Raw genomic sequence first — 22,271 nt, forward strand, 5'->3', positions numbered from 1 at the left:
CCTAACTCTCCCGTCATGCCAGATCTATAGTGCCATGCTTCTCAATTACTAATATCCTTAATTTTTCATTCTCTTCTCTTAATGCATGTAGGGCTTTTTTGTACTCAGAGATTAAGTCCCGTTGTTTGCGATTCTTATCCATAAGATCAGCTAAATCTTTATGATTAACTGAGGTTTCTTCCACATCACCTTGTTGATCTAGAAAAATCTTAATTTCTTCTACTTCTTTTTCTAACTTCGAATACCACTCGTCAAGGTAAGTCCAAACTTCGCCCTCCCATAGAGTACGGTCACTTTTCAAATTGATTTTAGGACGATTTGCTATGAGTAGAAATACGTCCTTTTTCACTAATTTTGATAATCTACCCTTTTTGCACTCGTTAATAATATGCCTCTTAACTTGCCCTGCTTCATATTTCAATTCACTTATTGTAAAGCTTCTTTTCCTACCCATTCCAATTTCCTTCTTTCAAGTATTGAAGTGCTTCTTCAAAAGTTAATATTGGCTTGGTTTGCTTATATTTTTTCCAGTAACTCTTAGCCTTGTCCCATAAACCTTTTTTCAGTTTTGGAATCTCTCTAGGGGTAATTGAAAACTTCTTCTCCAATAACTTAGGAAAAGATTCGTCAATCAACTCTATAATGTCATGTGAGCGTATACTGACTAGTTCTTTTTGAATCGAGTCACGTTTGGACTTCGCCATTTCTTCCCCGCGCAATGCCAACAACATAAACCTAAATATTTCAGCAATATGTTCGTTATATTTATCATCATCAGGCTTGTAGTAATCGCATTTGAAACAATGAAGTTCTGTATGACCACAATTGAGCATTTCGTGTGCCACACAGTTATGGGTGAATCTCGGAAACCCAGCTGAAACATTATTTATTGGCATAAACGCATCAGTAGTAAAACCAAATTCAGTTTCTTCATGCTTAAATTTCTCAATTAGTGAAGATATAAATTGTTCTTTATTTTCTGCTTGCATGACTGTTGCCGCTTGCTCAAGGAGTGGATCGAGTTCAAGGTCAGTTGGTTCCTCTAGTTTATTTACAACGTTACCCCAAATACCCTCTTTATAAATCTCACTATAATATTGTTGAACCTCAGGTGAAGATGTTGCTATATAAGGGATTAATGATTTGGAACTACTATGACCTAGTTGATCTTGTATCTCATGTTTGCTTTTCTTTTTCATAACCATATAAATAGCATGCATTCGCCTAAAGTCATGAGAGGTGAAATACTCGTCTTTAGGCATATCAGGCCAAAGTTTTTTTTGAATCTTAATTAAGAATTTACCTATTTGGTTACTTGTTAAAGTAGCTACATCGGATGTATTTGCGAATAATCTGTATTCGGTTAATCCATCACCGTAGTACCTATCGTTTTTAGATGAGAATACCTTGTCTTTTGGGGCAAACTTAGCGGATTGCTCAACCCAATTTTGAACATCTTCAGTAGCTTTAACTACCTGGGGCTTACCGTTTTTTGTTTTATGCAAATGCAACCATTTGTTTCCATAATGGTCTGTTGTTATGCAATCTTTTAATAATAAACATATTGCTGTGACCCTAGATCCCGTTGCTAATTGGATAAGACATACTCTTCTACAACGAAACTCTAGAACATCATTCTCATTAACGAAAGGTGATTGCTCATCTAAAAGGGCTTCGATTAACGTGTAAGCATTACCTAAGTTTAATATCTTTCCAAACTGCATTGTTTTCCTTCTCATCGAGTGTGGAATTATTGTGTTAACAACTAAATTCAGATCATATTTATTTATGTAAAATAGTAACCATTGTTTTAGTATATATCGAATATTAATTCTTTTTTGGCGAGTCCATTTACGACTAGCATGAATTAGTATTTTCTCTATCCCCCCTGAAATTAATTCTGAAGGTGAATTTACTCCAAAACTATTAAAAAATTTTAAATACCCTCTTATCATAGCAGACTCACTCGCCCAGCTAGATATTGTTATTGGCCTTAATGCTGTCCTTACTTTTGCCTGATTAACCATTTGAGGGGCTACTTTTACATCCAAATCCTTCACGCAAATTAACCTATAATTAAATATGAATTCATAAAAACTTCTTGCCAATTCTGAATCATATTCACTAAATATAATATTCCAACCGTCCTTTTCAAGCTCTACTTTTGATTTTGGAACTCTTCTTGTATTTATCCTGTTCCTTATAGGTGATTCTTTTTCCTTTTCTAGAATTGTGCTTAGTTTTTTTATTGTACTTTTCCTGTGGCCGTCATTACTCTTCTCATAAATGATAACTAGTAATTCATCATCGACATGTTTTCTGCCTTCATTTATATTTAGCCCGTACCCAGCAGCCCAAATACATAGGGTCAGATTCATAATATCATTTTCAAATTGTTTCTTTTTAAATTCATTATTTATATCTAGTTGAAATAATGACTCAAAATGCTGCTCAACCTTATTGCTTATCCAAATAAAATTAGGAATATCTTGTAAAGGTAAGTTAAAAAACCTAAATGAAAACGCATCATCCAATGACAATACGATTCGTTGATACAGTAATAAATAATTAACATAACGTTTCTCAGGTTCTCTTAGTAATTTATAAAAGGTATTGTTAGTAAATTCATGTAATGGAACTTTTGTAAGATATTCTATTCTACTCCAGGAGTTAGAGCAGATTAATTCCCACTCCATTTTTGTAAAATGTCTATCAACTCCCACTTCACATGTGATGATTGGACTTGTCACAGGGGATTCTGGTTCTTTTTCTAAAATTATGCTTAATTTTTTTAAAACTCCACTCTTACGGGAATGACGTCTTTTCTCAACATTTGTTTTTAAGATCTTGAGGAAATCATGATCAACATATTCCCTGCCTTCCCTCATAAGGAGCCCATACCCAGCAGCCCACATACAAAAGGTCAATCTCATTATATCAAACTTAAATTTCCTTTTTTTATGCTCATTCTTAATGTCTAGTGCCTCATAATGCTTTTCAACCTTCTCCTCCATCCAAGAAAAATTATGAATCTGTTCTAAAGGAAGAGAGAAAAATCTAACCGATAATGCATCATCCAATGACCACACGACTCGTTGATACAGCAATAAATAATTAACATAGAGTCTTCCAGGTTGTTTTAGTGATTTATACAAAGTAAGACTAATAAATTTATGTAATGGAACTTTTGTAAGGTATTCTATACTACTCCAGGAGTTAGGGCAGATTAATTCCCACTCAATTTTTGTAAAGTGTCTATCAACTCCCACTTCACATGTTTTTTTCGGAATACTTTCAACTGTTGCCAATGAACTCATTATTTAGCTTCCTTTATTTTATATTTATTTAAGTTTTCTAAAACCATTTCGTCTATCTTCTCCTCCGTAAGTCCAAGCTCAGTTAACCTCTTTATTATTAGAGAAATTGTTCTCATTTGACCAGCAGCTATGGAGTTATTGGCCGTGTAATTAGTACTATGCTTAATCATTGCCCTCATGTTAATAATTTGTTTAACTAGAACCACTATTGCATCTTGTATTTCCTCGCGGCGCATTAAAAAATGCTGACACCCCCAGCATTTATACCAGTTATCACAAGATTCTTGACTTAAACAAAAACCCATTTCCACTCGTTTCCCATATTTAAGCAGAAATTCATCTAATGCCATTTCTGTTGTGAACGCTTTCATAACATCTTCGATTGGTGGATCCTCAGATGTGAGAAACTGAAGCAACCTTACATAGAATTTACCACTCACCTCACCTTGCTCATATTTTGAAAGCACACGATGAAGTAAAGCATTCCTCGAAACCCTGCTCTTTAAATAAAGCCTTGTCATTTCTTCATTTCTATGTCCTGCAGCAATGCGAACAGCCTCGAGACTACCGGTTTTCATTGCTATATGAGTTAATAAAAAAGTCCTGTACCCGTGAGCACTTATTCGCTCAGAAAGTTCATTTTCATTTAGTACCTCAAATTTCACCTTATCGAAAAAACGTCGAACAGCCGAATCTGAAAGCATCCATGGTGATTGATTGAACTGAAATAAGTGTATAAATTCTCTATTGTATTTTTTATTCCATATTGGTTTTAGTTGGAGTATGTCCGCCCGTTTCTGTAATTCAGTGATGGCTTCATAACCAAGCGGATCAAGAATGGGAAATTGCCCATACTTATTGCCTGCTTTATCTTCGTCTTGCGAATATAATCCAAAAGCTTCAGGTTGGTTAGGTAACGGCCTCAATGCATGTTTGCTTTCTAGATTCATTACAAAACTAAATCTTGGAGGAGAACTAGCAACTATCATCCAAAACCATCTACATAATTCCTCACTTTCATTTTCAGGAACATAATTATATATACCCTCTACCATTTTCTTTGCAATTTCATCAGAAGAAGGAGCAAATCCTTCATTATTTATATATTCCTTTGAAGCTTTTTTTGATAAACTAGCCCACTCCTCATCTGGAAAATTTAAATGAGTTGGGAAAAATATAGGGAATGCCCCTACTCCCCATTCAAAAAACTTTCTTAAATGAATTACTTTACTTATTTGATATGTTGTACCTATCTCTTTCTTACGCCCACGCTTAAACTTAGTGGTTAATTTTCTGAAATCACTTATATCAAAAGATGTACAATCATTTTTATTTTCTTCATCTAGATAATTAAATAACTCGCTAAAAATATTACTCATTCTGGTTAAGTAATTATCACCAGCATCAGCGACTTGCAGATAATTATAATAATTTGAAACAAGATCTGCCCATACAGGGTTTACGTGATTAAATAGCTTATCCCAGTTAGTTTGTTTTTTTTGCGAAATTACAACATTAGAATACCCCAATTTTATACGTAGGTCCTGTAGCACCTTAGGGTTATAACGATTTACGTTGGGATAACTTATCGTAGTTGCGAATCTGCTATCATCGTCGTTAAAAGTATGGAATGGCTTATTTGTAATTATAGTATGTATGGCTAGAAACTTCCTAAATCCAGTGCGCTTAAACGAAGCCGTTTCAGAAATCATCTGATCTTCATGATCTGTTATTAAACCAAATAATTTGGACCAATGATACTGTATTTGCGAAGAAGTATTATCTGATTGGAAATATTTCAACATCATTTCATGATCGATCTCATCCTTGTGCTCAGGATAAATGGTTAGGTACCATGGAATTATATAGCACATTTCAGTGAAATGAACTTCTCTAAAACCTCTCTTATCGTCATGACTCGCTTCTAACCATTGTTTCCCATCATTGAATTTACTATGAAGTTGTTCCACGATTATTTTCAAATGCTTCAAATTACTTTTAATATAATTTCTTCGTACCCCATCAGGATATCTGTTTACATTAGTAAATGCATCTAAATAAAGCTTTGAAAAATCTTCCCAGGCTAACCATTGATAACTCATTATGCACTTTCCCTTATTGTTTTGTTGTTTTGAAAGTCTCTAATATATCTTGCGCTATTAAATCATTTACTGAATTAATCGTATTAGGCATCCAATGAGAATAAGTTATACGAGTGGTTTCCGTACTTCTATGTCCTAACCATCTACTAACATCATCTATTTGAATATTCAGTTTTTTCAATAGGTAGGTAGCATAAAAATGCCTAAATGTGTGAGGACTATACTCAGAGAGATCTACACTTCTTTCTCGTAGAAGTTGTCTAATTATATTTTCATATTTCTTTGCTACAGCTTTTCCAGTTATGGGTTGTCCCTTATTTTTTCTATTTCTGGTTACAAATAAAAATCCATGATCCACTTCAATGTTTCGCATCAAGATTTGACGCTCCCTTAATGCTTCGTAAAGTAAATTTAAGAAAACCTCTTGAGAAAATAGCCATGGTATTTCTCTATACTCCCCATCCCTTTTATGCCCTGCTCTAAAATCAGGATTATCCCTATCCCTTATCTTGCAAACCCAGAATCCTTTATTATCTTTTTCGTAAAAGTCAATATCACCTTTTATACCTTGTTTAATTAGCCGTTTAGCCTTATGGTAATCCAGCTTTAGTAAATTGTTTGGAATGGAAGTAGGATCTATCCAGATACCTGCTGCTTCGCTTGATCTAGGGCCTAAGAAGCGTAAAATATTAAAAAGAAGTTTATCCTGATAACTACTTGCAGCTTCTATAAATTGTTCTGTTTGTTCCAATGTAAAAATTGAATCTACTTTTAAGCTTTTTAATCCATAGTATTTGGTTTTAACTCCTACATCTCTAGTTATTGTTGAGATATCAATTGTTGAAACTTGTTTATCACCAGCTATACTTGATATAAAACCTCTTAATTTTTTACTCTTATGTGGCAATTCGTTAATTTGAAGCGAAGCGTAGTACAACGATTTTCTTTTCAGGAATTGAATATATTGCACTGTAGTTCGAACAATCTTATTTATAGTCGTACTTGAGTAACTACTAATCTCAGAACGTTGTAACTTACCAAATTCATCTCTTTCAATACCAGTGACTTTTCCCTCCGATCTGCCCCAGGTATTTAAGGGAATAGCTCTTAGCATTACCCATTCTAATGCATCCTCAATGCCAACATCAGTCCGAATTAGCTGCAAATAGTCTGTAAATCCTTCTAAAACAACTAATAAATCCGACTCTAATAATTGAATCTCCCAAATCAACATGAAATCTAAGAATTTTTTTAAGTCGTTCGCTTCACTTCTTACTGTATTAATTGCCTTACCACTGCTTTTCCTTGATATAAGAAATGAAGTAGCATCGTGAACCGTAGTATGATCAGGTCTTGAGATGGAGACAATATTCTTATCTGAAAGAAAACTAGCATAATGTGATCCTTCCAACTTTTTTTCTGTATATATCCTAGCAAAACTTTCTAACCTTATTTTATTGTCCATTATATTTACTATTTTAAGAAGTTGTTGATACCCCAAGGTCTCCCACCTTTCCCATAATAGAATCTATACTTTCAATTCCCCTACTAAATTTAACTGTATTAATTATTAATCTTTTACCAGTATATTCATAGAGTAAACTGATTTCAATAGATTTGGGGGTGATTACTGTTCACGCACCTCGGGCTGTCCGGCCCCATCGCCCTGCGCTGCAGCCAGTTCGTCGTCAAAGAGCTGGCGAAAGCCGAGCGGAAGGAAGTTCTTCTCACCGTGGATCTTTTCCCTGACCTGAGCATGGATGAGCTGTACAAAGAAAGCATGGCGCTCACGAAGGCTGAGGCCAAGAAAGCAATTAAGAACGTGCTGAAGCCTCTCCTGTCCGAGCGTCTGATTCCTATGGTGCTGGAGCGATCCGGTCTCGACGAGCAGCTTACGCACGATAACATCCCGAAGCAGAAATGGCTCGACATGTGCAAGCTTATGAAGGCTTTTCCCGTACATATTCACGGCACGCTTTCGATTGAAGAAGCCTTCGTTACGGGAGGCGGCGTGCATCTCAAAGAAGTCGATCCCAGCACAATGGAGTCGAAGTTGGTGAGTGGCCTTTACTTCTGCGGAGAGGTCCTGGATATTCACGGCTATACAGGTGGTTATAATATCACCGCTGCTTTCTCTACCGGCTATATGGCCGGTCAAAGCGCGGCGCAGCAGTAGATTGCTCTCTACTCCAACTAAAAAGGACCTGCATCCAACGGATGCAGGTCCTTCTTCATTTTACAAGAGATTAAGCTGTTACTGCTTCAAGGTCATCTTCCTCGTCACGGTCAAATGCCGCGCGATCGAATTCGCCTTCGGACTCAGCTACAAGCAAAGCTGTAACGGTTGTACCTGTTGCGTTAACGGCTGTACGACCCATGTCGATCAGCGCCTCGACGCCAAGTACAAGACCCATACCTTCCAGAGGCAAACCAAGAGCTGTCAATACAACGGTCGTCGAAATCGCAGCAGGTCCCGGAACACCGGCAACACCAATGGAGGAAATTACACTTACTAAGATAAGGATAAAGTAGTCGGATCCACTAAGTGGAAGATTGTAAACTTTCGCTACGAAAATCGCTACAACCGCCGGCCACACACCGCCGCAACCATTGAAGTTCATTGTCGCGCCAAGAGGGGCTACGAAGCTGGCAATACGCGGTGAAATGCGTAGACGCTTCGTGATAACTTCCAAGTTCACCGGCAGCGTTGCGTAACTGCTTCGTGTTGTGAATGCAACAGCGATCGTCGGATACGCTTTTTTGAAAAACTTAATAGGGTTAACTTTCGCGATCAGAAGGACTAAACCACCGAAAATCAAGACGAAGTGAATAATAAGTGCTACATAAGAAGTTAAGATAATTTTAGCAAGCGGAGCAAGGGTTTCAAGACCGTATTTCGCCGCCATACCTGCGATCAATGCATATACACCATAAGGTGTCAGACGAATAACATACTTAACAACTTGGTGAATCACAGCAGTTGCTGATGTAATAAACGCTTTAACAGCTGCTACGCTCTCAGGCTTCTTGGAACCAACGTGTACAATAGCTACAGCCACGAAGATCGCGAAGATCAGAACGGGTACAACTTTTCCTGTCGCCATATCGTTAATCGGGTTGGACGGTACCAGATCCAGAATAACTTGGGAGAACGTCGGAATTTCTTTGGCTTTAAAATCTTTTGGTACAGCCTGCGCAATCCCGTTACCCGGATCGAACGCCAGAGCAATGACCAAACCAATCACAGATGCAATCCCTGTTGTCAGCAAAAACCAGCCGATTGTTTTCAGACCGAGTTTACGAAGCTGACCTAGACTGGATAAAGAGGAAATACTGTTAATAACTAAGATAAGGACCAGAGGCATTACGAGCATTTTAATCAAGTTAACATAAATCGTTCCGATCGTGCTTACGCTTTTGTACTCCAAATGCAATTGGTTAAACGCTATCCCGGCAACGAGACCAAGACCCAAGCCGATGAAAACGCGGTTACCGAAGCTTACTCTTTTTCTCCCCAAGAAAACGAGCAAACCAATAATTAATATTGATACGACTAAGCTGACCCAGTTCGATGTGAATGCGGTGACCAGGTTATTTTTCACTAGAATCATCTCCTTAATTCCTACGATCTTACTTGGTTTAATGGAATTAGAATATGACATTAGAAGTTACATGTCAATGGTTAATTTAAAATAATGCAAAAAAACCGAATTTTATGCTCGTTAATCCGAGATAAAATGCGGTTTTTTCTCACAATATTTGTGTAATTACGAACGAATTTTACAAACCATGCCTTAAATGGAGCTAATCCGTCTGCTTAAATCCGTATGCCGGCGCTGAAGTGATTATAGTCGTCAGAAGATGGATCAAAAGCCGCTTCTTCCTCGCTCGGCACGGCATCGGCATCACGCGCTGAAGCGTAGTTGTCCGGCCAGTCCTCATTCACGGTGTGAGCCGGGATGCGGATGGAGCCCTCCAGATCATACGCCATAGCGTAGGTAGCCGGCTCGGACTGCGTGGGCTGCCGTTCCACCAGACGCCCACCGTGTGCCTGCGCGATCTCAAGCGCTGAGGTCATTTCCTGGTCGTCGAGATGAATGTGCAGCGTCGTCCTCTCCCCTTCCAGCAGCTCCGGCTTATAGCCGAGCTCCTCCAATGTATCCAGCGCAAGCAGCGCATCCCGCTCCTTATCAAAACCAAAAAAGATAGGAACAAAGTTCTTCATCGCATAGCATCCTTTCTTCCTCCAAATGAAAAGTCTGCCATTAGCTTCTGCAACTTGTTCCCTGCCTATTCTACTTCGTGGCTTCCTGCACGATTTTGAGCAGCTCTGCATGATATGCTGGCACTGCAGCGACGATATAAGCCGGCTTCCCGTCCCCAGAACCAGAACCAAATCCAGATTCAGATCCATTTCCGCCAAGCAGCGCAAGCGAATTCCCGTCAAAGTCCGTCACCTTCACGCCCGCCTCCTGCGCCAGCAGCAGCCCCGCGTACAAATCCTCCCCTTCGGAGTTGTACAGGACAATCCCATGCAGATCGCCTCTGGCCAGCATCGCCCATGTCAAGGACGGCGCCCACATGCGCAGCACCCTTTTCACCGAATGCTCCAGATGATGCCGGAGCCCTAGCGCTCCTTGATCATTTTTGCCAACGGCATGGCCCTGAATCCATGAGATGGTGGATTTGACAAGCGCTCCGCTGGGCTCTGCCGCAAGCTTTCTGCCATCCTGCCAAGCACCATCCCCCTGCAGGGCGGCATAATTAAGCCCAAGTGCAGAATCGTGGATCACGCCGAGTACAATCCGCCCCTGATAGCTTAAGGAGATGGAGACTCCGTAAAGCGGTATGCCGAGAGCGAAATTATTCGTTCCATCCAGCGGATCAACGTGCCAAACCCATTCGCTTGCCGCACCGCCTTCACCGGCTTCTTCACTATAGATACGATGTGTTGGGAACACCGCCAAGATATCATCGACAATGAGACGATCCGCTTTCACATCGACCTCGGTCACCAAGTCGCCACGCTCATCCTTATGCTGAATATTCAACTTACTGCCGAAGTGCTCTCTTGCCAATTCTCCCGCCTTGGACGCTGCTTTCACAGCAACTTCTCTGGCCAATAACCGTTCCTTACGATCCATATTCCCTATCCCCTTCGTGGAAACATTCATTAGATGTAGTCATTTTACCATATGTTCCCTAAGAAAGTTGACTTATATGAAGCCACTTACATTGACAAGCAACCTCTTCATAAGTGATAATATAGCAAAATATTAAGCGATATGAGCAGTCGAAAGGGGCATTACGAGCATGGTAAAGCATCATCAACACAAGATTTTGGATTGCACGATTCGGGACGGCGGTTTGGTGAACGACTGGGATTTTAGCGTGGAGTTTGTCCAAGACATGTATCGCGGTTTAAGTGCAGCCGGCGTAGAGTATATGGAGATCGGCTACAAAAACTCGGAGAAACTGCTGAAAGGCGGAGCATCCGGACCATGGAGATTTTTGAACGAGGCTTTTCTGCGTGATGTCATTACCAAAAAGACAGATACCAAGCTATCTGCGCTCGTAGATATCGGCCGTGTCGATGAGAAAGACATTTTACCCCGTGAAGACAGCTTGCTTGATCTGATCCGCGTCGCTTGTTATAACAAAGATGTGGACAAAGGTCTGGAGCTTGTTCAAAAGTTCCACGATATGGGCTACGAAACGTCCCTGAACATCATGGCGCTTTCCCATGTGATGGAGAATGAGTTGATCGAAGCATTCGAAGAAATTAACAAAAGCCCCGTTGACGTTGTCTATATCGTAGACTCCTACGGCAGCATGGCTCCTAAAGATATTGATTACCTGGTAACGAAATTCCAGCGCTTGCTTCCTGAGAAAGAGCTTGGCTTGCATATGCATAACAACATGCAGCTTGCTTTCGCCAACACGATTACCGGCGCAGCCAGTGGCGTAACCTTCCTGGATTCCTCCGTATACGGTATGGGTCGGGCTGCAGGAAACTGTACGACGGAATTGCTGCTCAGCCATTTGAAAGGCGCGCGCTACGATATTCGTCCTGTACTCGAAATCATTGAAAAACACATGATCACGATGCGCGAGAAATGGGATTGGGGCTACCTCATTCCTTACATGATCGTAGGTGCGCTCGATGAGCACCCACGCACAGCCATGGCACTGCTCAGCTCAGCAGAAAGAAATAACTTCGTAGATTTCTACGATCGTTTGACTTCCGTAGAGACTGTGCCTGCTTCACACAAAGGCTAAATTCCGATCAAAGAACCCCTTGTCAGCTTGTTCGTAAGGCATTGCCTTTGAATGAGCGAAAAGGGGTTTTTCTTATGGGCACGAAAAAAAACGGGGACTTATTTGATGATTTTGGCTGAAACCACGTAATCCTCGGCATATTCCCGGTCAATAAGGAATGTGAAGTCCTCTTCCTCCCGGCGAGCGCTTCCCCTTTTCCGGAACACCTCGATATATTCACTGTCTATAAGCTGCGTGCAATCCTCATCGGCATAAATCAGGCCGCCGTCCAAACGTTTGATCGCTTCAACCATCGCTTCACGCGATTTTAACCCACCCTCAATTCGTACATACACTCTTCCTGTCGCATCTTGGTCCTGCAGTAAAATGACTACTTTCTGTACCGTCTTGGCGCGGACTTTCTTTTCGGGTGATATGCTCATCTGTTCGGCTCCTTTATCAGCATTCTCTGTGCTAGTTTATGTCACGAAGGTTAAACGCGGACTAGGCTAATGATCACTCTATGAAAGACTGGGCAGCTTCGGCACTAGCGTTCATGTATGTAAAAGCGCCTTACCTGAGAAACTAAGACGATGAATTGACGCCGCTGTTCTGGCGGGAGCTGGGAGTGAATATTTTTCCGAATGAGCCGCATATTGCTGATTGAGGATGAAGAACGCATCGCCCGCGTGTTGAAGCTGGAGCTTGAGCATGAGGGCTATGAAGTACATACGAAGCCAGACGGGCGCGCAGGACTGGATGCCGCTCTGTCTGAAACCGAGTGGGATCTTATTTTACTGGACGTCATGCTGCCGGAATTAAGCGGGCTGGAAGTGCTGCGCCGTGTTCGCCAAGTTAACGCTACACTGCCTATTATTTTGCTGACGGCAAGGGATGCTGTGTCTGACAGGGTCAGCGGGTTGGATCAAGGCGCTAACGATTATGTGACGAAGCCTTTTGCCACAATTGAACTGTTGGCGCGCATACGCAGCTTGCTCAGACAGCGGAATCTGCAGGACCAGCCGGCAGAGCAGCCTCATTTGCTGAAAATCGATGATTTGACCATGGATATGAAAAGCAGATCCGTAGTTCGAGAGGGAACCACTATTGAACTTACGCCAACTGAGTTTGAACTGCTGCGCTTCCTGATTCAACATCGAGATGAAGTCATGACGAGGGAACAGATTATTTCCGAGGTTTGGGGCTATGATTTTGTAGGGGATACGAACGTCGTTGATGTTTATATTCGATATCTTCGGCAGAAAGTGGACAAGCCCTTTTCCTCCAAGCTTATCCAAACGATCCGCGGAGTCGGTTATCTAATTAAGGTCGATTCGGCGCAAGCATCCAAAGAAGCAGAGGAAGCATCGGGTGGAACTGCCCCCAAAGAAAAACCTTTATGAGTTTAAAGCTGAAAATTACACTGGGCGTTGCCGTCGGTCTCATGCTAATCCTTTTTATCAGCTTTACTTTTGCCTACTATATGTTCATTCGGGTTACCACCAATGGCGAAGCTGATTTGCTCAAAGAGAAGGCGAGGACGCTGCTGTTAAAAGATTTGCCCAATCATCCTGAGTATTGGCAGGACAATTCCTCGATGGAAGAACTCCTCATCCCTCAGGAAATGCTGCGCTATATTGGACCGGATTCCAAGGTCATTTATCAGATTTATTCCGATGAGACGCTAATTCGCTACCCCGTCACCTATGTGAATAAAGATACCATTACGGTAGAAACGGCTTCGGACGGCATCTATGTCTTTGTGAAAATGCCCGTTTTTAAAGAGGGCCATCAGCTGGCAACGCTTGAAATTGGCCGCAGCCTGCGGAGATTGGGCCAATATGCGGACATGCTCATCTCTGTACTCCTCTTGACCTCAACAGGAACGCTGATTCTCGCTCTGATCGGGGGATATTTCTATACAAACGTCCTCTTCCGCCCGCTTCAGGACTTCGTCTGCACGATGCAGAACATCGAGCAGAGCGGCTCCTTTCGGCACATCAACCTGCCAGCGAAAGATACGAACGATGAATTGGTGATACTTGGCGCGACTTTCAACCGAATGATCGACAGGCTGCAGGATATGTTTCAAAAGCAGGAACAATTCCTTGCCGATGCTTCCCACGAGCTGCGCACACCCTTGACCATCATAGAGAGCTATGCGAGCTTGCTAAGAAGATGGGCTTTCCATGATGAAAAGCTGCGGGAGGAAGCGCTTGAAGCGATTATTTCCGAATCCGCTCAGTTAAAGCAGCTAACGCAGAACCTGCTCTCTCTCACGGATGTCGTCCGGGAGAACTGTGAGCAGGACGTCGACTTCGACCTGCTTCCTCTCGCCCGTCAAACCGCGGCTTCCCTTCACATGACATCCGGGAGAGAAATTGATGTAGAGTTGGCTTCGGAACAGCAAGAACTTCTCATGAGCGGTGACTCCTATAAAATAAAACAGCTGCTTATTATCTTGCTAGATAATGCGCTGAAATACAGCCAGCAGAAGATCATCATGCACATCGAACTCACAGAGGATAATTGGGTCATCCTGAGAGTCATCGATCAGGGCATCGGTATCGCTGAAGGCGATATCCCCCATCTCTTCGACAGGTTCTATCGCAGTGATAAAGCTAGGAATCGCAAACAGGGCGGCGTGGGTCTGGGACTGGCCATAGCCCTGCATATCGTACAGAAGCATAAGGGCACTATTGAGATTCAAAGCCGTTTGGGAGAAGGGACTACAGTGATTGTCAAACTACCGACAACCTGTCAATAAGAACATTTTCATAGGATTTTCTGCAGGAATGATATCCTCACCTCATCAAGCCGACGCCGCCACCACGAATGCAACCATCGAGGCATCGGTCACAGCGACCTCCCGTGCGAACAGCGTCATCAGCATCGGGAAAACTACTTGGGCACACCTTACCTATTCGGTTCAAGATCAGGTCAAACGAACACGTTCGACTGCTCGTCCTTCACACAATATGTCTTTGGGACTTGGTCCTCCCGCTACATGACCGCCCGCCGCATATTGTAAGGATGTACACACTCGGCTGCAGTTCCCCATCGCATACGCATATACCAAAACCGTTCCTTCGTAAAATGGCGGGTCCCTTAGGCCTCCCACCCACCACGATAGGAACGGTTTTTATGTGTCTTCGCCGCCGCTAATAACGAATGTAGGCTTCCGTATAATTCTCCTTTAATCCTCTTTTACGCACCTTAATCTGGAGTAAACGCTGCTTGTAACTGACTCTCGCCGATCTAGGAAGCACAAGCGTCGGAAATTTAATAATTCGGCCCTTCCCGCTAGTGAATCCGGTGAGCTTCATCTGATTCGATTTTACAAATACGCGAAGTGCCCTTGGATCTTCGCCTTTGGCGATTTTTACTTTGATAATGACATGTTCATGCGTTTCAAAGATTTCGGCTCCGGATGCTCCTTGCGTAGAAATGCTTGCGTCCATGCCCGGCATAGCTTTTTTCAGCATGTCCTGTACATATCCCTCAACCCACGTCATATTATCTAGAAAGGTCTGCCCTTTTTCAGCGAAAGGCAGCTTTTGCCCGAGAAACTTCTCTACATGATCCCATTTCAGCCAAGGATGGCGATTAAACCCGCTCAAGCCTATCACCTCGTTTTCTCTTGCAGTATATGTGCCTACGCCCTGATGTGACACCAATCTGAAAAACAGATCACCTCTGGGCGAATACCCTCATATACTAAAGGTGTGAGAAGCCTGAAGTCAGGGAGGCCGAAATATGCCATCTATTGTAGGGAACGTGAAAATCATCAGCGTTGGTTCCAGCTCAGTTGTCCACTTCGGCGATACCTTCATCATCGCACCTACCAGCTCTTCCAAAACATTCGCAGGAGCAGGCTCCTTTAATACGGGTGATTTCCCTCGTGTCTATAATGCATACAGCACTACCGTCACTAATGATTCGGATCTTATCGAAGCGAACGCCACTAGCGGAGTGATCGTCTAACAAACACGATGTCAAACACAGCGAGGTGTTCCTCATGAACATGATCATTCACCAAACCATCATGATTCAGCAGCTAAAAGTGAACTCCGTTGCCAACTCCTCCGTTCTTCAAATCGGCACCGCAGGTTCCATCCGTTCCTTATCCAACCTCTATAATACAGGCGGTTTTGTTGAACCTACGCCAGAGCTTGGTTCGAGTGAAGTGAATCCCGTTGCCCTCGTTCGACTGCCGCCACCTACCTGATCGCCGCTAGTAAATGACCCTCATGCTTGTCATGAAAGGTTTTCTAATGAACCGGAAGGAGGTGCCATATATGCATAATTCAATCACGTGGCAGCAATGGGCCCAGCAGCTTTCCGCCTATATTGAAATGCAGAAGCAGCGTATCGATAAATTGGAAGAAACCGTTAAGAAACTACAGTCCGATCTCGATGCGCTAAAAGTTGAGAAACGGTTCCATATCGATAAAATCGAATATAATTTCGACCAACTGAAAGTTGAAAAACTGGACGGAACCTTGACCATAGGCATCAGCCCGAGCTCGCTGGATCATGTCGACGACTTCACAGTCAATGGCGCCTCAGTAGGCAAAGATGCCGGACAAAATCAAAATCAGGATCAGAATCCGTTCGCCCAGGTACAAGAGATGGGGATGGGAACAGGGCAAGAATTCGGAATTGGACCTATGAATACCGGGAATACGAGAAAGCAGCAGGGCACGGAAGGGCAAGCCCATTCAGGAGCTGTCATGCAGCAGGATGTTTCGAAAGGGATCGCGCATTATCTGCAATATGGGCTCCATTCCGATATGTTGAATCTGGAAAATAAATACCAATACCATTTGGATGAAGATTACAAAGACCTGATCATCGATGATATTCGCAAGCAACTGGACGCTCGCATCCAGCATTATATCAACCAATACCGCGGTGTAGGATTTAAAGAACCGATGGAAGCTGTAACAACCAGTATTATCGATAAAACGAAACAAGACATTATCAGCGCAGTTGAAAGCTACATATCCAGTCTGCCAAGAAATGAGGGATAACTATGTTCAATTTAAATGTGGAAAACAAGCAAATTTTCGTAGGGGACGTACGCATCGTCGGGGTTGCCAGCTCCTCCGTCTTTCTCATCGGCGATACGGAAGTCATCTCCCTGTCCTCGATGTTCGACACACCTCCGGAAGCCGTCATCATCTCGCCATTCGTCCCGCTCCCGCCTGAGGCCTAAGGGATGGCGCGCCTCTCTATTGTCGGTTACGTCTATGTGATTGAAATCGGCGCCAGCAGTGTCCTACAGGTCGGAGATAACGTGACCACCGCGTTAGATACCAATGTCTTCGCTGTGCAGCGCGAAGTACCGATTTATTACGGGAATGAAGGGAGCTTCAAAGCCTACCCCTTCTATCAACGTCCTATTCCCACACCACAGCCGCCGGAACCATTTACAATGTGTGTGGATAACTTGGGCTCCTATATCCGAGTGAGGGGCATCAAAGTGCTTAACGTTAGTTCGACCTCCGTGCTCCAGATCGGCAGCAACCGCGTAATTGGAAGCGAATCCCGCATCAAAAACATCCGTCAATTCGTGACCAACAAGCCCGGTCCTCATGGACAGCAAACCTTTATCAAACTTGGCACCGAGGACGTTATCGGCGACGTTCTGCCTGCGATCAAGCCGCCGCCTGGCTTGTAGGGTCCATTAAACAAAGAACCGCCCCCACCCTCATCGGTGGAAGCGGTTCTTTGGCGTGCTCACTTCGTGAGCAGGGGCTGCGCGCGGTTTAGCAGCGCAGCCATCTCCGCGCGCGTCAAGGACGCGCCGGGGCGGAACGTACCGTTCGCGTAGCCGTCGACAAGGCCACTCTTGCTCATAGCAGCAATGGCCTCCGCCGACCAGCTGCCTGCCGGCACGTCAGAGAAGCTCTTCGCAGCGGCTGAGCCGCTCTGCGAAGTCAAGTGCAAGGCGCGGGAGAGCAGCATGCTCATCTCCTCCCGCGTTATGATCTGATCCGGCGCGAAGCGCTCGTCGCTGATCCCTTGGATCAGCCCGCTGCTCTTCGCGATCCGGATATCCTGCGAGGCCCAGTGGCTCGCAGGCACATCCGTGAACGAGGCGCTGCCGGCAGCCTCGCCTTGCAAGCCAAGCGCGCGCACGATGATCGTCGCGGCTTCGGCTCTGGTGAGCGCCGCGTCCGGCGCGAACCGGTCTGCGGCAGTGCCTAGCATCCAGCCGTTGTTCGCTGCGGCGAGGATATCTTCTTTCGCCCAGTGCTGCTGCACGTCCGTGAAATAGAAGCCATCCGCCCACAAACCATAATAATCCCAGGTATCGGCTGTTTCCTGGTTCAAGCTCCAGCTTCCGGTACCTTTCAAGTTGTACTTGCTGACCAGCTTCAACTTTTCCTTCAGCGATTGTTCGTTCTCAAACCAAACCGTATAATCGCCAGGCACCAGACTATTGCCGTTGATACTAAACGATTCATCCGTTGGGAGAATTGTAAAGGAGGCAACTGGAGACTGGCTAGCCGTATCATAACGAACGGTTCCCCCATATTTTTGGATTAGCTTGCTAAGGGTTTGAGTGGACACACCGGCTCCGTTATCCGCTGCATTTTGGTTCCAGTACCTTCCATAGAACGGGATCCCCAAGACAACCTTATCCGCAGGCGCCTGTGAAATCGCATATTGAATCGATTTCTCTACAAAGGGCAAACTAGCCACAGGTCCTGGCGTCGTATCGCCGGGATAGCTTTCGTCATAAGCCATGACCATCAAATAATCAGTAACTGCGGCTAAGGCCTTATAGTCATACAGACCTGTCCACCCCTGCGTTGTGCCGGTTGGATTGGCAGCCACCGCGACGGAAACTTCCTTGTCGCTGCCTAGTTTATTACGAATGATTTTCACTAAATCCGTGTATTTATCCCGGTAAGCGGCATCTACATTTTCGATATCGAACTGAATGCCATCGAGGTTGTTATCTTGAATTGCCTTCACAATTTGATCCGCCAGCGCTTCGCGATTATCAATCGCCTTTTCTCCAAGTAACCGATCAAAATCATTGCTAAGAAACGGTACAACCCGTTTTCCCCTTTGATGCATGTCTGCAATGAAAGAAGCTAGCAAAGAATCGGATAGTTCCAAATTACCGTTTGCATCGATATGAAAATAACTCGGTGCCACGACATCGAGGGTTTCTCCGCTTTTATCCACTTGAGCTGTATACGAACTCGGGCTCCCAAAATACATGTAGGACATATTGAATTTCCCCTGCGCCGAACCAGCTTGAGCCAGAGCATCGTGAGGTTCCGAGTTTGTTGCTATCGTCAGTATCCCCGCTGCCGCTAAGGCAACAAAGATTTTACGCCATCGCTTGTTCGTCGGCATTTACACTCATTCCCTTCTCTAGCATTCTCCGAGACTACCATTCCTCTATCATCTTAGAATGCGTATTAAATCGCTAGTTGTAAATATTGGTGAACGCAAAAAAACCGCTATACAGCGGGCTTTAGGTCCCCTTACAGCGGTTAGTTATTAACAGGATATGAATCTATTGTTCTTGATAAAATTGGAAGTGATTTCGCCCCTTGCCTTTCACTTGATAGAGCGCTAGATCCACTTCTTTCATCATATGTGATGCTTCTGTCTGGTCCTGGTTATACATCGTAATTCCCATGCTGACCGTGGCCCTGAACAGATGGCCTTGAACCTCCCACGGCTGATCCACACAGTGCAGGATTCGCCTAGCCACACTATTCACATGCTCTTCGCAATCTACGGATGGCAGAAGAATGGTGAACTCATCGCCGCCCATCCGGGCAAACAAATCGACCTCGCGGAGACAGTCTTGAATGCGGTGGGCAAAATCCTGCAGGAAAGCATCCCCCACATCGTGCCCCATCGTGTCATTAATCATTTTAAAATCATCGATATCCACATATAACAGCGCAAAAGGCCTGTTCGTTCGTTTAGCCTGCAAAAACATCTGCTGCAACTGCTCCTTGAACAGCCGCCGATTCGGCAAACCGGTCAATGGATCATGGAAAGCCATCGCGATTAGCCGGCTCTCGTGATTCTTACGCAGCGTAATATCATTAAGTACGAAACAAATCTCTGAGAGATTTCCTTCTCCATTACAGATCGGCATCGCGGTACATTCAAACCAGTTGAAGCTCTCGCTGGTCCCTTTCATACGAAGCTCCAGCTTACTGCTGCTGCTCGTCTGCAAGGTTTTGATAAACATTTTATGTATATCCATCCGGTATTCGGAATCGATAAAGTCTACAATTTGCTGAAAATCCTCAGGAATAAGGCCAATCACGGGGTTAAAACTCTTGGACGCATAGGTTAAATTTCCATGTACATCGAAAATACAAAACAAATCCCAAGCCTGCTCAATGAATTGGCGTACGAAGTTATCCTTCTGCAACCATGGATGCGTGACGGGATTCAAATCAGCCGAATGACTCATTACTTTCGTCGCCCCCTTCTCTACTCATGCATAGAGACAAGGGTAGATTAGCATGGGAACATAAAGATTTCATAAAGCTCACCTAAAGTTTGCGTCAAATAAAGTCCTTTTCCGTCTATTTTCTTCCTGTTTCGATAAAATTCTAGGTCAGCAATAGGGCATAGTACCCAATTTATACTGTAAACAGTACCAAATCTAGCGATCTGTCAATAAAAGGATAGAAATTTTTAGGAGAATCGTTCTATAATGAAGGTAATATTTGTGAGCGGGTTCTCCGCTCCCATCATGAGCCGTTCCGTTACTGAGGAGGATTTCTAGTATGGCAGGAGAAACAATTTTAGTCGTGGATGATGAACAAGAAATTGTCCAACTAATCCAACTCTATCTAGCGAGAGAAGGATACAAAGTCATCAGTGCCAACAATGGACAAGATGTTTTTGAAATCGTCAAGGAACACAAGCCCGATCTTATTGTTCTGGACATACTGCTGCCAGGACTTGATGGCATAGAAGTTTGCCGCCAGCTCCGCAAAACCAGCAATACGCCAATTCTGTTCATCTCCTGTAAAAGCGAGGATATCGATATCATTCTCGGATTGAGCATGGGTGGCGACGATTATATGACGAAACCTTTCAGCCCTAGTCAGCTTGTTGCAAGGGTGAAGGCCCTTCTGCGCCGAAATTCGATCCGCGAACAACATCAGGATGACCCGCAGCTGGTGAAGTTTCCGGGTCTTGAGATTGATTTGGTCAGCCACATCGTTCGCGTGAATGGGCAGACCATTTCGCTATCTGCCAAAGAATTTGATTTACTTTCCCTTATGGCCAAAACCCCTAATCGGGTTTACAAAATCGAGCACTTGTTTGAGCTTATCTGGAGCCTGGACAGTATGGGCGACCCACGTACACTCATTGTACATATCAGCAATCTCCGCAAGAAAATTGAGATGAATCCGGCCGAACCTCGGTACATTATTACGGTGCGCGGTGTCGGCTATAAATTTAACGGTTCTGCGGTCTAGAACAATCGCTCCCACCAAGCGGAGATATGATGCTGCAAAGGCACAGCGGCCGCCGCTATAACTAATGCTGGAAGCATATTGGCGACATTGATTTTCTTGATTTGAAGAATATTGATGCCTACGCCGATCACCAGAATACCTCCAACGGCTGTAATTTGAATGATCATCGCGTCCAGCGACGCTTGGCTGAATGCCATGGCGATCACAGTTGCAGCCAGTGCAATCGTTCCCTGCATGATGAAAACGGACATGGCTGAGAAGATCACGCCTACGCCTAAAGTAGAAGCGAAAATAATGGATAGGAATCCATCCAGCAGCGCTTTCGTGTACAAAATATCATGATTATGCCGCAGGCCGCTGTCCAGCGGACCTAGAATCGCCATAGCTCCGATGCAGTAAATCAGCGTACAAGTCACGAAGCCTTCCGAGACGCTGCCTTGATGCTGTGAGGAGCTTTTGCGCATTTGGGCTTGCAGCCAGTCGCCAAGCTGGCCTAGCCGGTATTCGATGCGGAGCAGCTCTCCCAGAATGCCTCCGATGACGACGCTCAAAATAACAAGCACGATTTGACTCGATTTCAGAGCCATCGTAATCCCCAACACCGTAATTGCGAGCCCCAGGCCCTGCATAACTGTGCTTTTTATGCCTTCCGAAATGCGTGGCAGAAGCAGCCCCAATAATCCCCCGATGATGATAGCGGCAGCATTCACGATCGTTCCCCATAATGCCATTTTGTTCATTTCCTTTCTGCCTGACCCAAGTATGTATTCCGTATATGACAACCTTATCATTCTACATGATTCTATTCATAATTTCCTCCATGCTTGGAAATGGTATGGATAAGCAACAGGAAAGGAGGAATACGGCATGGCGAAAGACAAATCAATGGAACCGATGACAGGCGATATTGTAGAGACAGACGGAATTTATGCCAATGAGGCAGGGCAAGAGGTTACCCTCAAACGCGGTGATGAATTTCCTGCGGACCTCGTGCTGGGCAGAACGACATGGGAGTTGCAGGGCTTCGCGGAAGAAGCCGAGATTGATCACGATCAAACGGAGCTTAATCCTATGCGCAAGCGCGCTGATAATCGAACCTAATCTTAGAACCG

23 protein-coding genes and 1 pseudogene are annotated in these 22,271 nt (G+C 44.1%); 12 read left to right on the plus strand and 12 right to left on the minus strand.

Going from position 1 to position 22,271, the window contains the following annotated elements:
* Nucleotides 1-13: 13 nt before the first annotated feature.
* Genes AC3WTJ_RS30560 through AC3WTJ_RS30575 form a run of 4 tightly spaced genes read right to left on the minus strand, consistent with a single transcriptional unit; the run spans nt 14 to nt 6,920 of the window.
* Nucleotides 14-454 (minus strand): hypothetical protein, encoded by a 441-nt coding sequence (locus AC3WTJ_RS30560; RefSeq protein WP_492524911.1) that lies wholly within the window; start codon nt 452-454, stop codon nt 14-16.
* Nucleotides 447-3,317, minus strand: coding sequence for a tyrosine-type recombinase/integrase (locus AC3WTJ_RS30565; RefSeq protein WP_492524912.1), 2,871 nt, complete (start codon nt 3,315-3,317; stop codon nt 447-449). Before AC3WTJ_RS30565 ends, AC3WTJ_RS30560 begins: the two co-directional genes overlap by 8 nt.
* Complete coding sequence (locus AC3WTJ_RS30570) at nt 3,317-5,419, minus strand: site-specific integrase (protein WP_492524913.1); 2,103 nt, start codon at nt 5,417-5,419, stop codon at nt 3,317-3,319. The genes AC3WTJ_RS30565 and AC3WTJ_RS30570 overlap by 1 nt, the downstream gene beginning before the upstream one ends.
* A 13-nt stretch (nt 5,420-5,432) precedes the next feature.
* Nucleotides 5,433-6,920, minus strand: coding sequence for a tyrosine-type recombinase/integrase (locus AC3WTJ_RS30575; protein ID WP_492524914.1), 1,488 nt, complete (start codon nt 6,918-6,920; stop codon nt 5,433-5,435).
* A gap of 126 nt (nt 6,921-7,046) precedes the next feature.
* Here AC3WTJ_RS30575 and AC3WTJ_RS30580 point away from each other — a divergent pair.
* Nucleotides 7,047-7,595: pseudogene (locus tag AC3WTJ_RS30580) on the plus strand (aminoacetone oxidase family FAD-binding enzyme); the annotation flags it as partial.
* Between the two features lie 70 nt (nt 7,596-7,665).
* On the opposite strand, the gene AC3WTJ_RS30585 reads toward AC3WTJ_RS30580, so the two are convergent.
* From AC3WTJ_RS30585 to AC3WTJ_RS30595, 3 genes are all read right to left on the minus strand, one after another.
* Entirely contained in the window at nt 7,666-9,021 is a 1,356-nt protein-coding gene (locus AC3WTJ_RS30585) for a dicarboxylate/amino acid:cation symporter (RefSeq protein ID WP_181646597.1), read from the minus strand.
* Nucleotides 9,022-9,236: 215 nt separating this feature from the next.
* Entirely contained in the window at nt 9,237-9,755 is a 519-nt protein-coding gene (locus AC3WTJ_RS30590) for a hypothetical protein (RefSeq protein ID WP_492524915.1), read from the minus strand.
* Nucleotides 9,715-10,563, minus strand: coding sequence for an inositol monophosphatase family protein (locus AC3WTJ_RS30595; protein ID WP_492524916.1), 849 nt, complete (start codon nt 10,561-10,563; stop codon nt 9,715-9,717). The genes AC3WTJ_RS30590 and AC3WTJ_RS30595 overlap by 41 nt, the downstream gene beginning before the upstream one ends.
* 169 nt (nt 10,564-10,732) lie before the next feature.
* Here AC3WTJ_RS30595 and AC3WTJ_RS30600 point away from each other — a divergent pair, with 169 nt between their 5' ends.
* Entirely contained in the window at nt 10,733-11,698 is a 966-nt protein-coding gene (locus tag AC3WTJ_RS30600) for an aldolase catalytic domain-containing protein (RefSeq protein WP_492524917.1), read from the plus strand.
* 98 nt (nt 11,699-11,796) lie between these two features.
* Here AC3WTJ_RS30600 and AC3WTJ_RS30605 read toward each other — a convergent pair whose 3' ends face one another.
* A complete protein-coding gene (locus AC3WTJ_RS30605; RefSeq protein WP_407870330.1) occupies nt 11,797-12,120 on the minus strand; it encodes a hypothetical protein in 324 nt (107 codons plus the stop codon).
* Between the two features lie 201 nt (nt 12,121-12,321).
* Here AC3WTJ_RS30605 and AC3WTJ_RS30610 point away from each other — a divergent pair, with 201 nt between their 5' ends.
* The 3 genes from AC3WTJ_RS30610 to AC3WTJ_RS30620 are packed head-to-tail and all read left to right on the plus strand — an operon-like array spanning nt 12,322 to nt 14,688.
* Entirely contained in the window at nt 12,322-13,080 is a 759-nt protein-coding gene (locus tag AC3WTJ_RS30610) for a response regulator transcription factor (protein ID WP_492524918.1), read from the plus strand.
* Nucleotides 13,077-14,444, plus strand: a complete 1,368-nt coding sequence (locus tag AC3WTJ_RS30615; protein ID WP_492524919.1) for a sensor histidine kinase — start codon at nt 13,077-13,079, stop codon at nt 14,442-14,444. Before AC3WTJ_RS30610 ends, AC3WTJ_RS30615 begins: the two co-directional genes overlap by 4 nt.
* Nucleotides 14,445-14,472: 28 nt before the next feature.
* Nucleotides 14,473-14,688 (plus strand): hypothetical protein, encoded by a 216-nt coding sequence (locus AC3WTJ_RS30620; protein ID WP_492524920.1) that lies wholly within the window; start codon nt 14,473-14,475, stop codon nt 14,686-14,688.
* A 150-nt stretch (nt 14,689-14,838) separates the two neighbouring features.
* Here the strand turns inward: AC3WTJ_RS30620 and AC3WTJ_RS30625 are convergent, their stop codons facing one another.
* Nucleotides 14,839-15,297 carry an Hsp20/alpha crystallin family protein gene (locus AC3WTJ_RS30625; protein WP_157323497.1) on the minus strand — a complete coding sequence of 153 codons (459 nt, stop codon included), beginning with the start codon at nt 15,295-15,297 and terminating at the stop codon, nt 14,839-14,841.
* A 136-nt stretch (nt 15,298-15,433) separates the two neighbouring features.
* On the opposite strand from AC3WTJ_RS30625, the gene AC3WTJ_RS30630 reads away from it, so the two are divergent.
* The 5 genes from AC3WTJ_RS30630 to AC3WTJ_RS30650 all read left to right on the plus strand — a co-directional run bounded on the left by AC3WTJ_RS30630 (nt 15,434) and on the right by AC3WTJ_RS30650 (nt 17,360).
* Nucleotides 15,434-15,661, plus strand: coding sequence for a spore germination protein (locus AC3WTJ_RS30630; protein ID WP_127457737.1), 228 nt, complete (start codon nt 15,434-15,436; stop codon nt 15,659-15,661).
* Between the two features lie 34 nt (nt 15,662-15,695).
* Entirely contained in the window at nt 15,696-15,905 is a 210-nt protein-coding gene (locus tag AC3WTJ_RS30635; RefSeq protein ID WP_492524921.1) for a spore germination protein GerPB, read from the plus strand.
* A 70-nt stretch (nt 15,906-15,975) separates the two neighbouring features.
* A complete protein-coding gene (gerPC, locus tag AC3WTJ_RS30640) occupies nt 15,976-16,710 on the plus strand; it encodes a spore germination protein GerPC (protein WP_492524922.1) in 735 nt (244 codons plus the stop codon).
* Between the two features lie 2 nt (nt 16,711-16,712).
* Nucleotides 16,713-16,895 carry a spore gernimation protein GerPD gene (locus AC3WTJ_RS30645; RefSeq protein WP_492524923.1) on the plus strand — a complete coding sequence of 61 codons (183 nt, stop codon included), beginning with the start codon at nt 16,713-16,715 and terminating at the stop codon, nt 16,893-16,895.
* A gap of 3 nt (nt 16,896-16,898) precedes the next feature.
* Nucleotides 16,899-17,360 (plus strand): spore germination protein GerPE, encoded by a 462-nt coding sequence (locus AC3WTJ_RS30650; RefSeq protein ID WP_492524924.1) that lies wholly within the window; start codon nt 16,899-16,901, stop codon nt 17,358-17,360.
* A 59-nt stretch (nt 17,361-17,419) separates the two neighbouring features.
* Here the strand turns inward: AC3WTJ_RS30650 and AC3WTJ_RS30655 are convergent, their stop codons facing one another.
* Together AC3WTJ_RS30655 and AC3WTJ_RS30660 are read right to left on the minus strand one after the other, a co-directional pair.
* Entirely contained in the window at nt 17,420-19,054 is a 1,635-nt protein-coding gene (locus tag AC3WTJ_RS30655; RefSeq protein WP_492524925.1) for an S-layer homology domain-containing protein, read from the minus strand.
* A 163-nt stretch (nt 19,055-19,217) separates the two neighbouring features.
* Complete coding sequence (locus AC3WTJ_RS30660) at nt 19,218-20,138, minus strand: diguanylate cyclase domain-containing protein (protein WP_492524926.1); 921 nt, start codon at nt 20,136-20,138, stop codon at nt 19,218-19,220.
* A 319-nt stretch (nt 20,139-20,457) separates the two neighbouring features.
* On the opposite strand from AC3WTJ_RS30660, the gene AC3WTJ_RS30665 reads away from it, so the two are divergent.
* Nucleotides 20,458-21,159: a response regulator gene (locus AC3WTJ_RS30665; RefSeq protein ID WP_127457744.1), complete on the plus strand. Its 702-nt coding sequence runs from the start codon at nt 20,458-20,460 to the stop codon at nt 21,157-21,159.
* Here AC3WTJ_RS30665 and AC3WTJ_RS30670 read toward each other — a convergent pair.
* The gene (locus AC3WTJ_RS30670) at nt 21,156-21,890 is read right to left on the minus strand and encodes a DUF554 domain-containing protein (RefSeq protein WP_492525056.1); all 735 of its coding nucleotides are present in this window, start codon (nt 21,888-21,890) and stop codon (nt 21,156-21,158) included. The genes AC3WTJ_RS30665 and AC3WTJ_RS30670 overlap by 4 nt on opposite strands.
* A 136-nt stretch (nt 21,891-22,026) precedes the next feature.
* Here AC3WTJ_RS30670 and AC3WTJ_RS30675 point away from each other — a divergent pair, with 136 nt between their 5' ends.
* The gene (locus AC3WTJ_RS30675) at nt 22,027-22,260 is read left to right on the plus strand and encodes a hypothetical protein (protein WP_127457745.1); all 234 of its coding nucleotides are present in this window, start codon (nt 22,027-22,029) and stop codon (nt 22,258-22,260) included.
* Nucleotides 22,261-22,271: the final 11 nt, after the last annotated feature.

Source organism: Paenibacillus sp. FW101-FHT12H11 (assembly GCF_058790355.1).

Coding starts and splice junctions, on each gene's coding strand:
- AC3WTJ_RS30560 (WP_492524911.1), bottom strand. CDS start 454: ATGGGTAGGAAAAGAAGCTTTACAATAAGTGAATTGAAATATGAAGCA.
- AC3WTJ_RS30565 (WP_492524912.1), bottom strand. CDS start 3,317: ATGAGTTCATTGGCAACAGTTGAAAGTATTCCGAAAAAAACATGTGAA.
- AC3WTJ_RS30570 (WP_492524913.1), bottom strand. CDS start 5,419: ATGAGTTATCAATGGTTAGCCTGGGAAGATTTTTCAAAGCTTTATTTA.
- AC3WTJ_RS30590 (WP_492524915.1), bottom strand. CDS start 9,755: ATGCAGAGCTGCTCAAAATCGTGCAGGAAGCCACGAAGTAGAATAGGC.
- AC3WTJ_RS30595 (WP_492524916.1), bottom strand. CDS start 10,563: ATGGATCGTAAGGAACGGTTATTGGCCAGAGAAGTTGCTGTGAAAGCA.
- AC3WTJ_RS30600 (WP_492524917.1), top strand. CDS start 10,733: ATGGTAAAGCATCATCAACACAAGATTTTGGATTGCACGATTCGGGAC.
- AC3WTJ_RS30605 (WP_407870330.1), bottom strand. CDS start 12,120: ATGAGCATATCACCCGAAAAGAAAGTCCGCGCCAAGACGGTACAGAAA.
- AC3WTJ_RS30610 (WP_492524918.1), top strand. CDS start 12,322: ATGAGCCGCATATTGCTGATTGAGGATGAAGAACGCATCGCCCGCGTG.
- AC3WTJ_RS30615 (WP_492524919.1), top strand. CDS start 13,077: ATGAGTTTAAAGCTGAAAATTACACTGGGCGTTGCCGTCGGTCTCATG.
- AC3WTJ_RS30620 (WP_492524920.1), top strand. CDS start 14,473: ATGATATCCTCACCTCATCAAGCCGACGCCGCCACCACGAATGCAACC.
- AC3WTJ_RS30630 (WP_127457737.1), top strand. CDS start 15,434: ATGCCATCTATTGTAGGGAACGTGAAAATCATCAGCGTTGGTTCCAGC.
- AC3WTJ_RS30635 (WP_492524921.1), top strand. CDS start 15,696: ATGAACATGATCATTCACCAAACCATCATGATTCAGCAGCTAAAAGTG.
- gerPC (WP_492524922.1), top strand. CDS start 15,976: ATGCATAATTCAATCACGTGGCAGCAATGGGCCCAGCAGCTTTCCGCC.
- AC3WTJ_RS30645 (WP_492524923.1), top strand. CDS start 16,713: ATGTTCAATTTAAATGTGGAAAACAAGCAAATTTTCGTAGGGGACGTA.
- AC3WTJ_RS30650 (WP_492524924.1), top strand. CDS start 16,899: ATGGCGCGCCTCTCTATTGTCGGTTACGTCTATGTGATTGAAATCGGC.
- AC3WTJ_RS30655 (WP_492524925.1), bottom strand. CDS start 19,054: ATGCCGACGAACAAGCGATGGCGTAAAATCTTTGTTGCCTTAGCGGCA.
- AC3WTJ_RS30660 (WP_492524926.1), bottom strand. CDS start 20,138: ATGAGTCATTCGGCTGATTTGAATCCCGTCACGCATCCATGGTTGCAG.
- AC3WTJ_RS30665 (WP_127457744.1), top strand. CDS start 20,458: ATGGCAGGAGAAACAATTTTAGTCGTGGATGATGAACAAGAAATTGTC.
- AC3WTJ_RS30670 (WP_492525056.1), bottom strand. CDS start 21,890: ATGGCATTATGGGGAACGATCGTGAATGCTGCCGCTATCATCATCGGG.
- AC3WTJ_RS30675 (WP_127457745.1), top strand. CDS start 22,027: ATGGCGAAAGACAAATCAATGGAACCGATGACAGGCGATATTGTAGAG.